The organism is Actinomadura rubrisoli, from assembly GCF_004349215.1.
Lineage (GTDB): Bacteria > Actinomycetota > Actinomycetes > Streptosporangiales > Streptosporangiaceae > Spirillospora > Spirillospora rubrisoli.
Map to the genome: position 1 here is coordinate 1 of NZ_SMKU01000723.1, position 1129 is coordinate 1129.

A 1129-nucleotide genomic window follows, 5' to 3' on the forward strand; every position below is an offset into this window, starting at 1 on the left:
GGATGGGCGGGTATTGGTTACCTCGGTGGCATGAGATATCCCGATGGGGGCGGGTTGACCGGCCAGGAGCGTGCGCGGCGTGAGCAGGTGCGGCTGGCCGCAGCGGAGATGTTCGCGGCCGGGGCCGGTCAGATGCAGGTAGCGCGGCGGTTTCGGGTGTCGCGGATGTCGGCGAGCCGCTGGTACCGGGCCTGGCAAGCCGGTGGCCGGGCGGCGCTGGCCTCCAAGGGGCCCAGCGGCGCCCGCTGCAAGCTCACCGACTCCCAGTTGGCCGGCTTGGAGGCTGAGTTGGAGGCCGGGTCGGCGGCCTATGGCTGGGCCGATCAATGCTGGACGCTGGCGCGGATCGGTGAGCTGATCGCCGAGCGGTTCGGTGTGGACTACACCCTGGCCGGGGTGGATGGTCTGCTGCATCGGATCGGGTGGAGCGTGCAGGTCCCGACCCGGCGCGCGGCCGAGCGGGACGAGAAGGCCATCACGGTCTGGCAGGACCAGGATTGGCCAGTGATAAAAGGACCACGGCGGACCTGGGGGCCTGGCTCTGCTTCGAAGACGAGGCGGGCCAGGGCCTGAGGCCGCCCAAAGGCCGCACCTGGGGCCGCCGCGGCCACACACCGCTGGTGCGGGTGTCGGCGGCCGGGTCGGGACGCATCTCGATCGCCGCGCTGGTGTGCATCCGACTCGACCAGCCCGGCATCCGCCCCCGCTTGATCTACCGCACTCTGCTGCACCACGGCCGCAAGGACGAGCCGAAGGGGTTCCGCGAGACCGACTACGCGCGGCTACTGGATGCAGCGCACCAGCAGTTGGACGGCCCCATCGTGCTGGTGTGGGACAACCTCAACACCCATCGCAGCCGGGCCATGCGGCGGCTGATCGACGCCCGGCCCTGGCTGACGGTGTTCCGGCTTCCCGCCTACGCCCCCGAACTCAACCCGGTCGAGGCGGTGTGGGCGCACATGAAACACAGCCTGGCCAACCTCACCAAACACAGCGTCGACCAGCTCGGCATCCTGGTGAGGAACCGCCTAAAACGTATGCAGTACCGACCCGAACTTTGTGCGGGATTCCTCGCCCGCACCGGCCTGGACCTCAAACTACCGTAACCCCAACAGTTGAAGTCCTCTAG

1 protein-coding gene is annotated in these 1129 nt (G+C 68.9%); it reads left to right on the top strand.

From position 1 onward, the window contains the following. Positions 1 to 30: 30 nt before the first annotated feature. Positions 31 to 1106, top strand: a protein-coding gene (locus tag E1298_RS52100) for an IS630 family transposase (RefSeq protein ID WP_424923250.1) whose coding sequence is annotated in 2 segments (ribosomal slippage) — positions 31 to 508 and positions 508 to 1106 — 1077 coding nt in all. Because the reading frame shifts where the segments join, the coding sequence is not laid out codon by codon here. Positions 1107 to 1129 lie beyond the last annotated feature (23 nt).